General features: G+C 49.1%; 14 protein-coding genes. 3 read left to right on the top strand and 11 right to left on the bottom strand.

Going from position 1 to position 17,433, the window contains the following annotated elements:
• Nucleotides 1–60 precede the first annotated feature (60 nt).
• A complete protein-coding gene (locus AADH33_RS02850) occupies nt 61–975 on the top strand; it encodes a LysR family transcriptional regulator (protein ID WP_348549501.1) in 915 nt (304 codons plus the stop codon).
• A gap of 170 nt (nt 976–1,145) precedes the next feature.
• Entirely contained in the window at nt 1,146–1,664 is a 519-nt protein-coding gene (locus AADH33_RS02845; RefSeq protein ID WP_348549500.1) for a DUF302 domain-containing protein, read from the top strand.
• Between the two features lie 125 nt (nt 1,665–1,789).
• Here the strand turns inward: AADH33_RS02845 and AADH33_RS02840 are convergent, their stop codons facing one another.
• The 8 genes from AADH33_RS02840 to epmB all read right to left on the bottom strand — a co-directional run bounded on the left by AADH33_RS02840 (nt 1,790) and on the right by epmB (nt 12,677).
• Nucleotides 1,790–2,080: a DUF4031 domain-containing protein gene (locus tag AADH33_RS02840; RefSeq protein ID WP_348549499.1), complete on the bottom strand. Its 291-nt coding sequence runs from the start codon at nt 2,078–2,080 to the stop codon at nt 1,790–1,792.
• 68 nt (nt 2,081–2,148) lie between these two features.
• Nucleotides 2,149–4,470, bottom strand: coding sequence for a transglutaminase family protein (locus AADH33_RS02835; RefSeq protein WP_348549498.1), 2,322 nt, complete (start codon nt 4,468–4,470; stop codon nt 2,149–2,151).
• On the bottom strand, nt 4,467–5,528 hold the full coding sequence (locus AADH33_RS02830) for a hypothetical protein (protein ID WP_348549497.1): 1,062 nt from the start codon (nt 5,526–5,528) through the stop codon (nt 4,467–4,469). Before AADH33_RS02830 ends, AADH33_RS02835 begins: the two co-directional genes overlap by 4 nt.
• A gap of 84 nt (nt 5,529–5,612) precedes the next feature.
• The gene (locus tag AADH33_RS02825) at nt 5,613–6,641 is read right to left on the bottom strand and encodes an AAA family ATPase (protein ID WP_348549496.1); all 1,029 of its coding nucleotides are present in this window, start codon (nt 6,639–6,641) and stop codon (nt 5,613–5,615) included.
• 48 nt (nt 6,642–6,689) lie between these two features.
• Nucleotides 6,690–7,148, bottom strand: a complete 459-nt coding sequence (locus AADH33_RS02820) for a c-type cytochrome (RefSeq protein ID WP_348549495.1) — start codon at nt 7,146–7,148, stop codon at nt 6,690–6,692.
• Between the two features lie 56 nt (nt 7,149–7,204).
• On the bottom strand, nt 7,205–9,289 hold the full coding sequence (locus tag AADH33_RS02815; RefSeq protein WP_348549494.1) for an EAL domain-containing protein: 2,085 nt from the start codon (nt 9,287–9,289) through the stop codon (nt 7,205–7,207).
• 293 nt (nt 9,290–9,582) lie between these two features.
• Nucleotides 9,583–11,376, bottom strand: coding sequence for a hypothetical protein (locus tag AADH33_RS02810; RefSeq protein ID WP_348549493.1), 1,794 nt, complete (start codon nt 11,374–11,376; stop codon nt 9,583–9,585).
• 293 nt (nt 11,377–11,669) lie between these two features.
• Nucleotides 11,670–12,677 (bottom strand): EF-P beta-lysylation protein EpmB, encoded by a 1,008-nt coding sequence (gene epmB / locus AADH33_RS02805; protein ID WP_348549492.1) that lies wholly within the window; start codon nt 12,675–12,677, stop codon nt 11,670–11,672.
• A 194-nt stretch (nt 12,678–12,871) separates the two neighbouring features.
• Between epmB and efp the strand changes: the two genes are divergently transcribed.
• Nucleotides 12,872–13,444, top strand: a complete 573-nt coding sequence (gene efp / locus AADH33_RS02800) for an elongation factor P (protein WP_075100517.1) — start codon at nt 12,872–12,874, stop codon at nt 13,442–13,444.
• Between the two features lie 84 nt (nt 13,445–13,528).
• On the opposite strand, the gene AADH33_RS02795 is transcribed toward efp, so the two are convergent.
• The 3 genes from AADH33_RS02795 to AADH33_RS02785 form a co-directional block, all read right to left on the bottom strand.
• Complete coding sequence (locus AADH33_RS02795; RefSeq protein WP_348549491.1) at nt 13,529–15,292, bottom strand: GAF domain-containing hybrid sensor histidine kinase/response regulator; 1,764 nt, start codon at nt 15,290–15,292, stop codon at nt 13,529–13,531.
• A 35-nt stretch (nt 15,293–15,327) separates the two neighbouring features.
• Complete coding sequence (locus tag AADH33_RS02790; protein ID WP_348549490.1) at nt 15,328–16,143, bottom strand: tRNA threonylcarbamoyladenosine dehydratase; 816 nt, start codon at nt 16,141–16,143, stop codon at nt 15,328–15,330.
• A gap of 104 nt (nt 16,144–16,247) precedes the next feature.
• The gene (locus AADH33_RS02785) at nt 16,248–17,255 is read right to left on the bottom strand and encodes a TatD family hydrolase (RefSeq protein WP_348549489.1); all 1,008 of its coding nucleotides are present in this window, start codon (nt 17,253–17,255) and stop codon (nt 16,248–16,250) included.
• Nucleotides 17,256–17,433: the final 178 nt, after the last annotated feature.

Raw genomic sequence — 17,433 nt, 5'->3', positions numbered from 1 at the left:
TTTCTGCTGTGATAACAATGTGTTATATTTGCAAATATCTTTTTCACAGTGGTAATAATCATGCGCTGGGATGGTATTAGTGAGTTTGTCTATGTGGCTGAATACGAGAGCTTTACTCGTGCGGCAAAAGAGTTGGGCGTGTCAACGGCGCAGGTCAGCCGACAGATCAGTGCATTAGAGCAGCGCCTCAATATCAAATTGCTGTATCGCACCACTCGGAAAGTATCACTCACAGAAGAAGGCCGAGTGTTTTATCAACACTGCCGCAGCGTGCTTGATGGCTTAGACGCCGCTGAGCAAGCCGTGAGCAATCTGCAATCCAAACCGCAAGGCAGGATTAAGCTGACCGCCCCTGTCACTTATGGCGAGCAGCAATTATTGCCACTGGTCAATGATTTCATGGTGCAATATAGTGATATCGAAGTGACGGCATTTTTGAGTAATCAAAAAATCGACTTGGTTGATGGCGGCTATGATCTAGCGGTGCGTATTGGCAAATTAAGCGACTCAACCATGATGGCAAAAAAACTCAGTCGCCGTACCAACTTTGTCTGCGCTGCCCCTGCTTACCTCAAAAGATATGGTACGCCGCACACGCTGTCTGATCTGCACAAACATAACTGCCTGCTTGGCACACGTGATTATTGGCACTTTATCGAAAATAATAAACAGGCTAACAAAGCAGTGGGTCAGCAAGCGCACAAACCAACGGACACAGAAAAAAACCTACGCGTCTCAGGCAGCGTGCAATATAACAGCGGTCATAGCTTAGTGGATGCAGCATTAAAGGGTCTGGGTATCGTGCAGCTGCCTGATTATTATGTGCAGCAATATCTGGCGTCAGGGGCATTGGTCAGCGTACTGGATAACTATAGAGAGCCTGAAGAAAGCATTTGGGCGATTTATCCGCACAATCGTCATTTATCGCCAAAGATTCGCTTGCTGGTGGATTATCTGGCAGCGCGTCTGGCATAGTTGGCGCTCTTACACCATCGCTGATAAGGTCCATTTGTCACGCGCGCCTTTACTATGCATGGTTTATTACGCACAATGCTATGAGGCACAGTATTATGATTCACAATGAATATTCGATGTTGTCAGCCATCACTCGCTGAATAAACAACCACAATAAAAAAGGACTTTTTATGCTTAAGATTATCTCTATCGCTGCCCTAGCTTTGGCCGTATCCTCTTGCGCCAGTGTTGAAAATATTGTCAATGCGCCGGATAAGGTGCCGCCAACACCCAAAAATACGCCTGCTATCGACGCCCAAAAAGGTTTGGTAACCATGCCAAGCCCGCATTCAGTACAAGACACTGCCGATAAGCTGGTCGCCATTATCGAAAGTAAAGGCATGAAAGTATTTGCCCGCGTCGATCATCAAAAAAACGCGCAAGGTGTTGATTTAACCTTAAGACCGACGCAAGTGATTATGTTTGGTAATCCGAAAGCGGGTACACCATTGATGAATTGCGAGCAAAGCGTCGCTATCGACTTGCCACAAAAAATCCTCATCAGTGAAGATGCCGATAAAAAGGTCTGGTTGTCGTACAATAATCCTGCCTATCTCAAAGACCGCCATAATATAAAAGGTTGTGATACCCAATTAGGGAATATTGCAAAAGCCCTTGATGGCATCAGTAAAGCCGCTATTGCACAGTAACCCCACAATACAATACCCAAAATACAATTGGTAGCGTCAAACGCGCTACTGGTAAACGTCTAAGCAAATAAAAAGGTGGGCTACAAACGCATGACCCACCTTTTTTCTGCTTTGAAAGAATGCGCTTATTCGCAGCCCTCAGCACGTGCGATTTGCTCATGTAATTCTATTTTTAGCTTCTTTGCACATTCAATAATCTTTTTTCGATTGGCAGGTATGGCACCATATTCAATCGCTGTTTCTCGCATTTGCACCGTGACATCATAGTGTGGATAACTTGCATGACGATGGAATAAACGCTTATCCACTTCAATCAGCGCTGCAAAATCATGCAGCTCTTGCAGGGTATCTGCGAGCATGTGGCACCATTTATAGCCTTTAAATTCTATCTGCATAAAATCGACGTATATCGCCATAGAGTCGCCTCCTTTATTATCGATAGCTATTTTATCATGTGCTAAACAACGCTTTCACAAAACAGCCATTAGAACAATTCACGTGCATCTTTCTTAAGCTGCTTTAGGATAGTTTGGTACTCGCTATCATTGGTTTCAAGACTGCTTAGACGTCCATAACGCAGTTGACGATAGTCCTGCCTCATTTGCAAGATTTTTGCTTGTACAATCTCTGAATGGCCGCTATCTGTTAGCTTACTCACTTTACTGCTCTTATTACTACTTTTAGCATTGGTATCGGCGTTGATATCAGCGTCGATATCAGTATTTGAATCATTTTCTCGGTCATCAACCGCTATTGCCAAGCGCTCAAGCCAAGCCAGCTGCCCTTCACTCTCTTGACGAGCCAACTCTTTATCACTTTTACCAATACGTTTTGATAGCTGTGCAAGTGGTAGGTCTGCTGGATGCCAACGCTGACGGCGACGTTGCCAAATAACAAAGACCAAAATCACCATGACAGTAATAGCACTTGCCGCTAGCCAAATAATTTGCTGCATGATTGAGCGGATATTAAACCATTTGAGTAGCGAGTCGGCTTGCTTGTCCTGATCATAGCCAACGACGTCTTTTTGCCAATAATAGCTGGCTTGATCTGACAGGCGGCGTAAGGTTTGTAGCATTTGATACTGCTGATAGCTGATTTGCGCCCCAGCGCCATCACCGAACATCGCCGCTCCTTGTGCCTGCGTCAGTGCATCCATACCCTGCTCAACACGCTCAGGGGCTACAAAAGCCGTCGGATCGACACGTAGCCAACCTTGACCATCAAGCCAAACCTCCGTCCAAGCGTGCGCGTCTTTTTGCCGCACTTCCCAGACATTGCCGCCGCGGCTGGGCTCACCGCCTTGATAGCCTGCCACGACGCGTGCAGGAATGCCAGCGGCGCGCATCATAAAGGTGAAGCTAGAAGCATAATGCTCACAAAACCCCGCTTTGGTCTCAAACAAAAACTCATCGATACGGTTACTAGCTAAACGTGGCGGAGACAGTGTATAACGAAAGTCCGTTTGGTTAATCCAGCGCTCCAGTGCCTGCATATAGCGCACAGGGTCTGAGCCTGACTGAGCGTATAATTGCTGCGCCAATATTCGCGCTTGCGGGTTGCCGTCATCTGGCAGTGTAAGATTGAGACGGCGCGATTCATCAGAGAGAATCGGATCGATACGCATCGGTGCAAACTGCAATACCTCGTAGCGCAACTGCTGAGTCACCGGTTGATCTTTTAACAAAGTAAAATCTGAGGTGATTTTGACGTCTTGGCGCTGCGTAAACGGATAATCAAGCCCAAACAGCCAGCTTTGCTGCGTTGGCTCTAGGATAATCTCATAATTGGTCGGCGCAACTTTCGCTTTATCAGGGATAGTTGCAAAGGCATTCTCAATCCAAGCAGGTGTTTGCGGTGCAGGCTGCCACTCTTGTTGCTGAGGGCTAGGACGCCACGTGACCCCATCAAAGTCGCTAAACACCAAGCCGCGCCAATATAGCTGCTGCTGTGGTGGGCGGTTATCTGCAAACTCTACCCGAAACGCCAGCTCGGTCGATTTTCCCAAATTGGCAAAATCGCCAGGCGACATGCTATCAGAGACACCCGTGGTCGCCTGCTGACCTGAGAGCTGCACCGACCATAGCGGTGGCAAGCGCGGGAAAAACAAAAACAGCACGACCAATAATGGCAATGCGCCAATACCCAGTACACCTAAAGTACGCAAGCGACCATCGCCACGAGTATTGCTATCGTCATTTAAAGCAATAAATGCTAACAACACAATGACCGCCCCGACGATTACTTCTAACGTCGTCACAAGACCTTGATCCATCAAAAATAGCGCGGCGAGGACAAATAGCGAAAGATTCAATACCACATAAGCATCACGGCGTTTATACAACTCCCACAGCTTACTGATGAGACATAGCACTAAAAACGCTACGCCCATATCGAGGCCGAAAGCGGTGTGATAAGTCAGCCATAACCCTGCCAGCCCTAACAAAAACCCGAGCATCTGCATGCCCTGATAGACGCGTTTTAGATGTGCTATTTTTTTAAATTGCGCTTTGACGCCGGGCATCTGAGCAATGATACTGACCACCGCAAATCCCATTAGCCATAATGGCAGATGGGCTGCATGCGGTAAGATAATGACCACTTGGGCGATCAACACCCAGTAGTAGGCAGGCAAAGCAAAAAACTTGGCATATCCGCTTGGCCTTTCACCGCGTACTATCTGTGCGCTGCGATGATCACCCAAGGCCAACTGCTCAAAGCTGGCAGCGTTTATAGCGTCTGCTTTATCCAAGCGACTCGATGACGCTATCGTTTTTTTTGATAAAGGCTGCGTAGAGTTATTCATGGCGCTTTTGCCAACCTTAGCAAGCACGCTTGTACAAAGCTGTCACCTGCCCCCATCGCCGCGCCGGCAGATTTATCTTGCGGTAGTTGCATCGTAAAGGGTACGCCCAGCCCACCCAAGGTCTGTACGCCATAAGCCAGCTGTGCCAGTTTTTGTTCATGATGCGCGGCTGGCATATCGGCATAATCCAACGTTTGCTCATGACCGATAGGATCAGCGAAATGCTTGGTAAACATACCTTGGCCGCGTGCCACATGCCCCCACGACACACGGGCCAGCGACTCACCTTCGATATAGTTGTCGAGCCGCTCAAAATCGTCCTGACCTTGCTGATATTGCCCGCCTGTTGGCAGATCTTTTTCATTGGCTAGCGCATACTGTGCTTGCCAATCAAAAGCCTCAGGTTTGGGATACACCCAAGCGCAACGGGCAAAATACACATAAGACCAGGCGCGCATAATGCCGAGCGGGTAGACGGTTTTGATGGTGAGTCTGGGGAGCACCAGCTGGCCGCGGCTGTGCGTTTGTACAGGCAGGCGAATTGTTTGTTCGCCTTGGAGCCGTGTCACCAGTAGGGAGTTTTGAGACTCAGCGCCAGCGTTTGCTCGGGCGTCGGTTTTTTTATCGGTCTTTTTAGTCTTTTTGCGTGACCCTTTGCTCTCTACCTGCTCAAAGCCAAATAACAGCTGCCGTCTGGGCTGACGACTTTCGCTACAAAGCTTTAAAGTCACCCAGACAGGCGCGCCCGCCTCTGCCATAGTGACATCTATCAATTGCACCTTGAGACCTGAGATATGAGCAAAGGTCACATGAAAGCTGATCAGCCAGACACTAACCAAATAAAAGCACAAACCCAGCACCAAGTTGTTGCCATAATTGATGCCAGCAATAAAAGTGATGATTAACAAAACGGCAAACAGCAGGCCTTCACGGCTAAAAAAAATATAGACATTACGCAGCGTGAGGGTGGCGCTATCGCTTTTGGGCGCACGCGCGGCAAACCAGCGGCGTAGTGCAGAGTCCGCTGGTACAGTAAAGGCATTTGGCAACAGGCTCATAACGACCCCATCCTCAACATTAATAGTCTTATCGCTAATAAACGAGCAGCTTTAGAAGTGAGTCTATTATGAGTAAACAGACGGTCAAACAATAACAGCCACTTCTGCCAAAATACGTTGGGCGATGGTCTGCATCGCTTGTCCACCAGTCACATGCGCGGGCACAAAACGCTGACCAAGGCGATGATCGGTGACGGCAGCAAACACCGCTTGGATGTCCTCTGGTGCCACCTCCTGATGCCCCGATACATACGCATAAGCCTGCGCCGCACGCTGTAGCGATAGCACACCTCGCGGCGACAAACCATGATACTCCGAGCTGGCGCGTGTCTTTGCAACCAGCCGCTGCAGATAGTCCAAAACTACATCAGCGACATACACTTGCTTGACGCCTTGCTGCGCTAATAATACCGCCTCGGTATCAAGTACAGCAGGCAAGCCTTTGAGCAGCTCGCGGCGGTCTTGACCTTGCAAAAGCTCACGCTCAGCGGCAGGCGATGGATAGCCAAGCGAGATACACAATAAAAACCTGTCGAGCTGCGACTCAGGCAATGGATAGACGCCTGCTTGCTGCAATGGGTTTTGGGTGGCAATGACAAAAAACGGCTGCGGCAGCACATAGGTTTGCCCATCTTGCGTCACTTGCCGCTCCTCCATGGCCTCTAGCAGCGCGCTTTGGGTTTTGGGACTAGAGCGGTTGATCTCATCCGCAAGTAACAACTGCGTAAAGATCGGCCCTGGCCGAAACTCAAAGTGCTGGTTTTTTTGCTCAAAGATACTCATGCCCAAAATATCAGCGGGCAGCATATCATTGGTAAACTGCACACGATTAAAGCTCAGGCCAAGCAGCTGGGCTAGCCCTTGTGCTAACGTGGTCTTGCCCATACCAGGCAAGTCTTGTAGCAATAAATGACCACCCGCCAATATACCACTGAGCGCCAGCTTAATCGCCTGCGGCTTATCTAAAACGATGTGGTTTAGTTGCCCAAGCAGCTGAGCTATTTTTTGCTGATTGTGCTGATAGTCAGCGGCACTCAAGGCCGCCGTATCTGCCAGCTGCGGCGCTGGTTGAGAGGTGGTGCTAGAAGCGGGGTCGATCGCGGCATGGCTCATAGTCAGTTATTGGCTCATTTTGGATGAATAAACATAATAAGTCTGCGATCAATTGGCATCATCGGTCGCAGGCGGCGCGGCCCTTAGGGTTGACAGATAAGCAATCACATCTGCTCGCTCTTTTGCATCCGGCATCGGGTCTGAGAGCATTTTTGAGTCTGGCATACTCTTTTGCGCATCGGCGATATAAGGGTCTAGTGTCTGTGCATCCCATACCCAGCCTGACGCCTTTAGTCCTTCACTATAAGTATAATCCTCGAGGGCGGCGGCAGGCGCGCCGTAGATATTCATCAGCTGCGGGCCTTTTTTGTTCAGCCCTGCATTGAGCTGATGGCACTGACCGCAGGCATCTTGATAAATGATCGCACCGTTGTCGGCATCGCCCTCAGTATATAGCGGCAATGTCACAGGGTCACGGTGATCAGCAGGCACTTGCTCTCCGCACGCACTGAGCAATAAAACAGCGGCAACAAGGCCGTACAAACGATACTGACGAATCATAAACATGTTTGACAATCTTCAGTTAAAAGGTATGACAGTTAAAAACAGGATGAGGCATGACGTTATGAGACTTTTATGGTCGCGCTGGGCGCTTCTAGATAGTATCCTTGCAAATAGCGGGCGCCCACACTCCACGCCACCGACATCGTCGCGGCATCCTCGATATATGGCATGAGCACGTCAGCATGGACCTCAGAGGTACGCACAATCAAAGATTTAACCGTATTTAGATTATCCGCAGAATTGATGTCTTGGATATAGCTTCGCGCTAAACGCACCATATCTGGCTGTACAAAGCTGGCGATTTCGATAGACTTAGCAGATGAGCCAAAGTTATTGATACCTAACTGACAGCTGACTTGTGTCAACGCCGAAAACTGGGTCTTGGCGACGGTCAGATAGTCTAAGATATCTTTTTCATTAAACTGCAGTGTCAATACTCCAGCGGCACCGCCGACCGCCTTGATCAACTGACTGGCCACATTTGGCAGTTTTTTGTCGACCAGCGACGCCCCGGTGAGCTGCACCAACAGTCTGGCCTCAGGATGGGTCTTACGGACTTCGTTTATTTTTTTGCAGGCATTGATTAGTACCCAGCGGTCGATTTTTTCTAATAAATTATGCGTCTTGGCGACAGCCATGAACTGATCAGGGGTGAGTACGGTATTGTCAGCATCTGCCAGCGGTAAGCGCAGATACACCTCAAAAAAGTCGCTACGGTCTTTGTTGATGTCATATATGGGCTGAAATGACAGATCAAAACGATTGTTGGTAATGGCATCGACCAAAGATTCAGCCAGTGCATGATCATCACTATTGGCATGCTCACTTGGGTCATACAAATGGTAGGTCCCGCCATGATTGGAGGTCTCTATCATGATTTGATTGATGGCATCGATAGCACGCTCGAGCAGTACATTGGGCGCTGCAGCATTTTTCTCTATCTTCACGATACCAATACTGATGGTGGTACTGGTGGTACGCTTATCGACTTCGATAAACATCTCACTAATGCGTGTGACAATGTGCTGTGCCAAATCTTTTAGCTCGCTGGCGCTTTTGTCTTCGACAAGCACCGTAAACACCGTATCACTAAAGCGGCTCACATGCCCGTCTTCTATCAGCTCATCTAACATATAGGCGACTTGCTTGACCGTCGCATCGACCCCTTGTAGGCCCAAACTGCTTCTTATTTTACCCACATTATCGAGCTGAATATACAAAAGCCCTGCTGTCAGTAGCCCTTGTCGTGCCTGCTCGTACACCAGCGCCATTTGTTTTTCAAAACCATGGCGGTTGTCGATACCGGTTAGCTTGTCTTTACGCTCAGCCTCCGCTAAGCGCTTGGCCACCTCAGCGCTGTTATTGGTGTTTTGCTGAATGATAACTTGGGTGACAGGCTCACCGTCCAAGGTGGCTGAGGCAAGCTGTAGTTTGGCCTCAAAGGTGCTACCATCGGTACGTTTGCTTTCAAACTCAAACTCCACCTCTTGTCGATTGCCTTTGTCAAACTGCCGCAAAAACTGTTTAAAGCCTTTGACACTATCCCCGCCTGAAATCAAATCAACGACTGGCACGCCGATGGCATCGTTCATGGTTTTAAAGCCAAAAAGCTGCAGATAGGGGTCGTTGGCAAATATATGGATGCCTTGATCGATATAGGCGACCGCGCTTTTGGAGTTTTTAATCAAGACGTTCGCGCGTTGCTCCGCCTCAGAGATGACATGGCGCAGCGTCTTTAGCTCACGGCGGCTGCGCAAGTTGTCATGTTGCAAGCAAATAGCCATTACCACTGCCATCTCTTGCTCGGCTTTGAGCGCCTTGACCATTGTACCACTGACGATAGCTGGCAAGCCGTCGTCATTTTGTGCGGTGGCTGCCGCCTCATCATGAAACAGGCAAATCATCGGCAAATCAATACTCTGCTCTTGCACGATGCCCACCACTTCGGTGAAGTTCATATCATAAGCACTGCCAAACACCAATACATCCCATGGCTGACGCAACAGCCTTAGCAGCTCTTCTTTATCGTCCAAAAACCCCAAATTCACACTGTCATAATAAGCGCTCAATAACTGCACAAGTCGCTCAGCATAGAGCTGATCATCATTGATGACTAACAGATTTAGGATAGACTGAGTGCGCATAAATGGCCTTTTAATCTTATGATCATACGATCGTATTTTATCAGTGATGTTTGATACCTGAGCTTGCTTGCTCAGTGCTTGGTCAGCAGATTGGGTTTCGCATCAATAGAGTAACAATTTGTGCCATTATAGACAATAACTGCACCCCCTGCAGGCGAGTTTCATTAGCGGGGGTTCGCGCAGTATGTTTTGGTACTTATCCATGATTCAAATGCAAAAACACAAACTTTATCGTGTCTACTACAGGCCTGATAAAGCTTGCCTCAAATTAAACAATAGTGCTGGTAGTCAAACTATAAGCGTAGCACTTCATATTGGCTAAACTCATCAGTCATTAATAAGCGTCGCCCCAAACGTAACGGCGTCTGCTGCTGATTGATACGCATGATGACCCGATCATCAACCTGAAAATGGGCGGTTGGGACAATGAGGCTTGCCACAGTTTGAAGCTGCTCGTCTTTCCCCATGATAAAAGCTGGCACAAAGTGCCGGTCACGCGTGTCATCACCATCGACACGTAGGCCGCAAGCCGCTGGATTATGTCCGAGTACCTGCCACTCAATCTCTGGTGTAGCGCCATCGGCATTGACCCAGCGGGTCAGCCCTATCGAGCAATCAAGGGTGGTCGCAGTCTCAGCACGACATAACAAAAAAAGCCTCATGATCTGTAATGGCACCGGCGCGGCCACGCGCTCATCACGGGTTTTATGACTGGTGTCATGTTGGATACCTGCATCTATAGGTAGAGGACTCAAATCGAGCTGCCCAGTCCGCGTCGGTGGTTGACGACCTGGTGGCATGCTCGCAGGCTCAGTGCGCAGTCGCAAGATGCGAAACAACGATAAGGTGTCATTGCCATCAAATGTCTCAACGTTCAGCCGCGTATGAGTGTTGGTGGGCAGCTGATGGGTATCATAATGAGGCCGGTGTGCCTCTGGCAGCTCGTTTGCTACAATCAATCTGGTGAAGCTGCAGCCCTGACTGACTCGGTAATGCATGTCGTTAAACCCGCTAATCACCACAGCGTTTTGCTTTGAGCTATACTTGGTGGGCAACGTCAGCTGAGGTTGCAGATAGCGATACGTGAGCGTCATGATTACTTTATTGAGCAGCGCACACGCCACCGCTTCTCGGCCTTCTTTTATCAATGCCTGCCTGCGTGCCTGCAGATAGGTAATCATCGGTGTCAGCTCTATAAATAAGCACTCATACCGATCCTCATAAGGGTTGATGCCTGAATGAGCCGTCAAGTAAGTGGGCGGCTGACTGTCTTTTAAATTGACAAACACTCGGGTTTCACTCTCAGGCTCTATGGTGGCGAGCAGATGCTCGGCCCACTCAGGTAGTAAGCGCTGCACCAACAAGATATTAGGGCGACGCATGGCACGTACGTTCAATAAACTGTGCAAACATAGCTGACAGTACAGACGGTGAATGCTATCTGCGCGCTGAGTGAGCGTATGAGCGCTCAGATTCATCAACGTTAGGCGCTGCTGATGAGCAAGATAATACAGCTGATTGATCTTAGACCATAAGTACGATGACGGCTTTTGGTAGCAGAGCGCCGCCTCGCCTAAGAGCTTTTGATACATCAGTAGTGACTGATAGATAGCAAGGGCGAGCACGGCTGATGCGCGCTTTTCATGGTTGAAATAACGCTGCCAACCGTTTTTTGTAGCAGAGTTAGCAGGATGGATGGAGCTTGTCATCTCACGCTGTATGACACCATCATAGATCATGATAATCAAATAATATAACGACCGAACTTGAGCCACGTACGCTATCTGCGCCTCACTAAAGGCAGCAGTCTCATAAATATAGTGTTGGCGCAGCGCCACAATCAATTGCTCGGCGGCCTCGATGACACAAGCGGTGAGCTTAAGGCGCTGCTCCTCCTCCATATCCGCTGCCTGCAAGACCTTCAAAATCTCTTCTAGCCGCTCAGCTTGCGCCTCATGTGTCTGTGACGGCAGACCGGTCAATAGTGTCTGTAAATAGCGCGCTTCATTATCAACAGAACGCCTTGCTGTCGTTGACTGCAGTTTTGTAGCAGACAAATACTCTTGAAACGTCGATAGGGTGATCATCCAGATTCCTAATAACTTTTAATCCTAATAACTTTTCGTGATATCAAATAGTTTGGCCGCGAAGCCGTTTTGTCAGACAGGCAAGCAAGAAAAGCTGATACCAGTTGCACGTTAATATCAGCGTATCGATTTTACTTCGCATGACTATACTTTAATACCATCCTTACCCGCACGCTGGATAAATCCTTTACCAAGCGTCACTATTGATATTGCTTGTTTGGTAGTCAGCAGCTCGCCCACTCTTTATTAGTCATTCTTTGTTTACTAATTTTTAATATAGCATATTTTGTATATTAAGCATCATGGTAAATGTTAACCGGCACTTTAAAGGGTTTATTCGGTAATTCTCTGACCAGTTTGGGTACCAGATACCCCGGCAAAGCCGCCAGCAGCGACCAGTATAGCCTCACAGCGCTGTGCTCATCACTATCAAAATGGGCCGCGCCTGCCACTTTATCCAAAACGTGTAAATAATACGGCAGCACGCCTGCAGCAAACAGGCGCTGACTGAGCTGTGTCTGTATCACCACACTATCATTGATGCCTTTTAACAACACCGCTTGGTTGAGTAACGTAATGCCAGCGGCTCTTGCACGCTGTAGATACTCCGCCGTCAGCGTGTCAATTTCATTGGCATGATTACAGTGGATGACCATCACAATTTGACAGCGGCTTTGGGCCAGCCTATCTAATAGCGGCGCATCCAAACGCGCAGGAATCACAAGCGGTAAGCGCGTATGCAGACGAATGGTGGTCAGCTGCGGGATAGCTTCAAGCGTGTCCAGCCATGCAAACAGCCGCCTATTGGTCACATTTAGGGGATCACCGCCACTTAAGATAACCTCATTGATTTCAGGGTGCGCTGTGATATAGTCAATGATATGTGCTTTGGCATCGGCGGTGGGCATGTTGGCACTATAATCAAAGTGCTGGCGAAAGCAGTAGCGGCAATGAATCGCACAAGCCCCCGTGATGGTCAGCAGCACTCTTGATTGGTATTTGTGCAGCAGACCTTTGATAGGGTTTTGGTCGTTTTCCGCTAGTGGGTCCGCCACGTAGCCTGTGACCTTGATTTGCTCTTGCTGATCGGGCAAGACTTGTTTGAGCAGCGGGTCATCGGGGTCGCCGACTTTCATTTTTGCAACAAAAGCACGCGGCACTCGCAGCGCAAAGTGTTTCGGCACATAGACCTCTGTGCGTAGCGTCTCAAGCTTTAGGATGCTAAGCAATTCATCCACGGATGTAATGGCTTCGGATAATTGCGTTTGCCAGTTTTTTTGTGTGATTAAATGGTTTATCATGACAGCCTATTACCTGTGCCCAAAAGCCGCTATTATACGCCCTTAGTGTCTACCCTATCAAAGTATCCCGCCTAGCCTATTTTGCTAAGTGCGACAGACACAAGTGATGGTATAAGCTTTGGCGCAATAAGCCCTGCAACCACCAGCACATAGCATAGTGATACCCCCTACCTACAAACCCTTAGGAGTCTCTTGTGGCAAGTTTTTCTACCAATGAATTTAAAGCAGGTCTAAAAGTCATGCTGGATGGCAATCCTTGTGCCATTCTCGAAAACGAATTTGTCAAACCGGGTAAAGGTCAAGCCTTTAACCGCGTCAAACTGCGTAACCTTCGTAGTGGCAAAGTGCTTGAACAAACATTTAAATCAGGCGAAAGCTTGGAAGCCGCTGACGTACTAGACACTGAAATGAACTATCTATACAACGACGGTGAGTTTTGGCACTTTATGCATCCAGAAACCTTTGAGCAGCTGCAAGCTGACAAAGCGGCTGTTGGTGATGCGCCAAAATGGCTAAAAGACAACAGTAACGAGCTTTGTGTCATTACTTTGTTTAATGGTGTACCTTTGTCTGTCACGCCGCCAAACTTTGTCGAATTGCAAATCACAGAGACTGATCCTGGCGTACGCGGCGACACCTCAGGCGGCGGCGGCAAACCTGCCACGCTAGAGACTGGCGCGGTTGTACGTGTACCATTATTTGTCCAGCAGGGCGAAGTGGTCCGTGTGGATACCCGTACTGGCGACTACCAGACCCGTGTCAACTAGTCGACACTTACTGTTTACTGATTATTACTGAGTACAAAAAAAGCTTAACCTTTATCATAAAGATTAAGCTTTTTTATTGCCCCGCTATTCTTGATTGGATGATTGCTGAATCAGCCAATACTGCACCAGCGCATTGAGCTGCTCTTGTTTAAAGGGTTTGGTGCAATAATCCTGCATCCCAACCTTGAGGTATTTTTCACGCTCGCCGTCCATCGCGTTGGCCGTCAAAGCGATGATCGGCGGCAAAGACTGCGGATCATAGAGCTCGTGTAGCTTGATGGTGGCCTGTACCCCGTCCAAAATCGGCATATGATGATCCATCAAAATTAGATCATAGCTATCAGGCGATACGGCAAATATCTCAAGCGCTTGCTGTCCATCCGTGACGTGGGTGACGACATGCCCACTGTTGGTCAAGGTTTTTTTGGCAATAATGGCGTTTACCGCATCGTCTTCGACCAGCAAGATATGACCTGCCCGCTCATGACTTGGCTCATCTGTGATGAGCTCATTGGAGTCCTGCCAAGTTTCATATTTGGCAGCATCGATGGTTGGCAGCGGTAGCAGGACACTAAACGTCGTGCCAACGCCCACTTCGCTGTCGACATTGATTTCACCGCCCATCAAGTCTACCAACGACTTACAAACAGACAGCCCAAGTCCTGTACCGCCATAAAGCCGGTGCGTCGACTTATCCGCTTGATCATAGGCATCAAATATCGCCTCTAACGACTCAGGCTTGATGCCCACGCCCGTGTCGGTCACCTCGATACATACGGTCATATAGTCAGCAGACACCGCCGTATCATCGGCAATATGGTCAGGGTGGTCGGTGTCGTCGGCACAGTGGCAGTTGGGCACGTGCTTGACCGCGATACTCACCCGACCCCCTTCACGGGTAAACTTGATGGCATTATTGACCAGATTGGCGATGATTTGTTTGAGCCGTATCGGGTCGCCTTGTACATAAGGCGAGAGCGATTCAGTATAGTGATAATCTAACATCAGCCCGCGCTGACGTGCCTTTATCGCAAAGAGGCTCACCACCTCGTTGCATAACGTGGAGAGGTTGAGCGGAATGGAGTCAATGGTCATTTTGCCAGACTCAACTTTTGATAAGTCCAAAATCCCATTGATAATCGCCATCAAATGCTCATTGGACACCTTGATATTGTCCACGTATTCTTGTTGCTCGTCACTAAGCTCCGTCTCGCTTAGCATCTCCACCATACCGATGATGCCATTCATCGGTGTCCGTATCTCGTGGCTCATATTGGCCAAAAAATCCGACTTCATCTCATTGGCATGCTTGGCATCGCGCTGCTTGTCTTGTAGCTGTAACGCATCTGCTGCGATCATGGCAAATTGCGCCAGTACTTTGGCTTGCGACTCATCAAAGTCGTCGTGCGGTTTGGTATCCATCAGGCACAAAGAGCCCAAGCGAAAGCTTTTATGATCCTCGTGTAAGACAATGGGCGCCCCTGCATAAAACCGTAAATGCGGTGACTCGGTAATCAAAGGGTTTTGGCTAAAGCGGCTGTCTTTTGATAAGTCCGCCACCACAAAAACATCATTGGAGAGCACTGTATAATTACAGATTGCCACTTCACGTGAGGTTCGGCATACCTCACCTAAGCCATGAGCAGACTTGAGATATTGCGTCTCCTCGTCCATAAAGGTGATGGTGACAATCGGCATGCCAAAAAAAGACTTGGCAAGCTCTACCAAACGCTTAAATGCAGGCTCATCATTGTCATTGAGCACTTGATACTTTCTTAGCTTGTTGATGCGCGCAGCTTCATCGACTGCGATCGGATAGCTGAGCGTTGGCAAGTTGGTTGTAGACAAGATGGACTCCATTTAATAATCTCAGACGGTTGGCATTACGCGGTCTGCTTTATCAATAACTGTAACGCTTCGCTCACCATGACCATGGCCACCACTGAGGTGACGACGACGGCTGAGCCATAACCACCACAATGCAAGCCTCCTGTTTGACAGCTTTTATCTACCCGTGGCGGCTCTGTAGAGTAAACACATTTGATACCAAACTTATCTTTTAGCTCGCGGTTGATGCCTTTTTCGTGCCGGAGCTTGTTGCGTAGCTTGGCCAGTAGCGGGTCTTGATAGCTCTCACGCAAGTCACTCACTCGAATTTGGCTTGGATCTATCTTACCACCAGCGCCCCCAGCACAGACCAGTTTTAATTTGTTAAAACGGCAATGCAACGCGATGGCCAGTTTGGCATTCATATCGTCCACACAGTCGAGCACCACCATCGGTTTGCCCTGCTGGGCGGCTGTTTTGGCCGTATCGCGACTGGGCAATAACGCTGCGACATTCTCTACTGTCAAAAAATCATCGACCAAGTTTACGGTGATTTTTGGATTGATCTCCTGCAGGCGTGTGGCCATCGCTGCAATTTTACTTTGACCAAAGGTGCTGTCTAGTGCCGGCAATTGACGGTTGACATTGGAGGCGACCAACACGTCCAAATCTATCAAGGTAATGGTGCCGACCGCGGTTCGAGCCAGCGCCTCTGCCGCCCAAGAGCCGACGCCGCCGACCCCGATGACATAGGCGTGAGTGGCGGCAAAGGTGTCTGCCGCTGCTGCGCCATAAAGCGTCTTGGTGCCCTGAAAGCGGCGCTCATACTGCCCATCTTCGGCCACTTGCACCGCCAAAGGTGCGTTGCTCATCGCTTCATTTATTTGCTCAAAACTTTTTGTATCACTTATCACAGATTCAACGCTCTTTTAAATTGAAATGACTTGTCTACAGGATGCTTGATTTTCTACCCCCATTATACGGGATAAGGCCAACGCGTTTGTAAAGCATCATTGCTGTTTTGCCATAATTGTTTGGCAAGCTCGTCGATGGGTATTTCGAGCAGCTCACTGAGACTCGACAGCACCCATGGCAAGTTGGCCGGTACATTCCTATTATGAGCACATTCCGCAGTAGACGGCGCGCCCCACTCATCATCTGGAGACTGGCCTAATGCCGATGCGCTGTCGCCTGCCGTCTGACACATGATGGGTGTCATATCAGGACAATCCGTCTCTAACACCAAGCAGCTGATGCCATGCGCGTTTACCGCCGCACTAATCGCGCGGCGCAGTTTTTTGGCATTGGGATTGGTGACTTGCCCCGTCACTCCCAGCTTAAAACCGAGTTTGACAAAAGCCTTGGCTTCTTGCTCGCCGCCACTAAAGCTATGGGCGATACCACCGAGCTGCTGCGCGTCGTAATCGTGCGCTTTTAAAATAGCCAGTGCCTCTGCATGTGCCTTACGGATATGCAGCATCACAGGCAACTGATGCGCCACTGCCATGTCTAGCTGTGCGCAAAAAAACTGCTGCTGCTTGGCAAACACGGCAGGGACTTTCATGGCATCTGTAAACGTATCTAGTCCAATCTCACCAATAGCAATAGGACGCTTTTGCCCCAATATCTGAGCCATATCCGCCAAGTGCTGGTCAGTATGCTGCTCAATATAAAAAGGATGCAAACCTAACGCAATATGCGTGACAGGCATCGGCGGGTGGTCACGATTGTCCCAGTCTTTGTCTTGAAATGCATCAGTCGCCGTGAGTGCGTGCTTGGTCTCATACATACGCTCGAAATGACGCGCCAAATACCCCACCAGTACCAAATGATGCACCCCTCGCTCATAGGCTTGTTGCGCAAGGGCTGTGCGGTCATGATCAAATACAGGCGCATCAAAGTGTGTGTGCGTATCGATGAGCGGGTAGATAGTAGATATCCTCTCATGGTCATGGCTAAGGGTTGATGAATCACTAGCAGTCATAATCGTCACTCCACGGTACGCATTGGGTCTCTGGCAGCTATCTTTACCTTGGTTTTTTGCATCGCCGCTTGATTAGGGCGTGTCATGAGTGGCCTACGCAGCCCTCATGGCAGCTCGTGGCAGACTGTCGGCTACTACGCCGAGGAATCAGTAACAAAGCCGCCGCGGCTAGCCCCAA

It is taken from the genome of Psychrobacter sp. KFRI-CH2-11 (assembly GCF_038239325.1).
Lineage (GTDB): Bacteria > Pseudomonadota > Gammaproteobacteria > Pseudomonadales > Moraxellaceae > Psychrobacter > Psychrobacter celer.
The sequence above is the reverse complement of the archived record's forward strand: the minus strand, read 5'-3'. Positions and strand labels throughout refer to the sequence as shown.